The organism is Rhizobium giardinii bv. giardinii H152, assembly GCF_000379605.1.
Classification (GTDB): Bacteria; Pseudomonadota; Alphaproteobacteria; order Rhizobiales; family Rhizobiaceae; genus Pararhizobium; species Pararhizobium giardinii.
Genome location: NZ_KB902623.1, coordinates 1 through 1242, shown reverse-complemented (window position 1 = coordinate 1242; position 1242 = coordinate 1). Strand labels below are relative to the sequence as shown.

The 1242-nt window shown below is 61.0% G+C and carries 2 protein-coding genes and 1 pseudogene; 2 read left to right on the top strand and 1 reads right to left on the bottom strand.

All coding sequences use genetic code 11. From position 1 onward, the window contains the following. The coding region (locus tag A3AY_RS35040) for a formyltransferase family protein (protein WP_018325714.1) at positions 1–254 on the top strand (254 nt) is incomplete at its 5' end. A gap of 82 nt (positions 255–336) precedes the next feature. Here the strand turns inward: A3AY_RS35040 and A3AY_RS35035 are convergent. Beyond that, positions 337–811, bottom strand: a pseudogene (locus A3AY_RS35035) (GntR family transcriptional regulator). Positions 812–883: 72 nt separating this feature from the next. Between A3AY_RS35035 and A3AY_RS41415 the strand changes: the two are divergent. Next, positions 884–1078: a hypothetical protein gene (locus A3AY_RS41415; RefSeq protein WP_018325711.1), complete on the top strand. Its 195-nt coding sequence runs from the start codon at positions 884–886 to the stop codon at positions 1076–1078. The last annotated feature ends 164 nt before the right edge of the window (positions 1079–1242 follow it).

Here is a 1242-nt window from a genome sequence, read left to right as displayed (position 1 = left end):
TCAAGCTGATCGGGGCGACGGCGCATTATGTTACCGCCGATCTCGACGAAGGTCCGATCATCGAGCAGGACATCGCCCGCATCACCCATGCGCAGTCGGGCGAGGACTATGTCTCGATCGGACGCGACGTCGAAAGCCAGGTGCTCGCCCGCGCCATCCACGCTCACATCCATCACCGTGTCTTCCCGAATGGCAACCGCACCGTCGTCTTCCCGGCAAGCCCGGGCTCGTATGCGTCCGAGCGGATGGGCTAACGTGCCTTGGCGCGAAGCAAAACTGGTTTACCGAGAGATCATCCGAATCTCCATCGACGACTGCTCATTGACCCAATATGCGTTATGTGGCCGCCATGCTTGCGACCAGATCGCTAAACCGCTCGCCCTGGATGTCGGCAATGCCCCCGCAGCAGGCGGCGAGCCCCTCTCCATCCCCGGCAAAGATCGCATCGACGATGGCGCAATGTTCCGAGAAGGACGTCGACAGGCGATTGCGCGTCGCTGTCACCGGCGCCGGCCGATTGCTCGCAGCGGCCGTGCGTGGCGGTGATCACATCGCGGGACGCCTTGTCTAACCGGCGTGCGGCGAGCGGTCCGGCAAGGCCCTCGAGTGCGGCCATCACTTCAAACATCTCGAAGACCCGGTGCGGCCCCGGATCGATGACGACAGCACCTCTGCGCGGTCTTATTTCGATGAGGCCGATCGCATCGAGCTGCATCAGCGCCTCGCGCACCGGCGTTCGGGAGACGCCGAAACGGGTCGCCAGCACCATTTCATCGAGCCGCTCACCGGGTCGGAACTCGTTGGAAAGAATGGTCCCTCAGAATGACGATGTTGAAGACGGGGTCCGAGCTGGTCGGCCCCAAACATCAAGCGAGGAACAGCCATGGAGTACTTTGCCAGAATTGATGTTTCTTTGGAAGCGAGCAGCGTGTGTTTGGTGGATGCTGCGGGCAAAATTATCCGCGAGACGAAGGTAGTGAGCGATCCAGATGCGCTGATCGAACACTTTGTTTTGCTCAAAATCCGTGAGACGGCGTCGCGGTTCGCCTCCCAGAAATATACGTCGGGCGGTCGCTGAAGACCCATGCGGAAAGCGTCATCTGAACCTCGGATCGGCAAGGCGATAGAGCATATCGGCGATGAAATTCGAGAAAGCCGAGGCCAGCGGCAGTCAGGATCATGCCGGCGAGCTCCGTCGTGAGCCGCGTCAGCACGGTGGGCAAGACGAGCGGCAGGATGTCA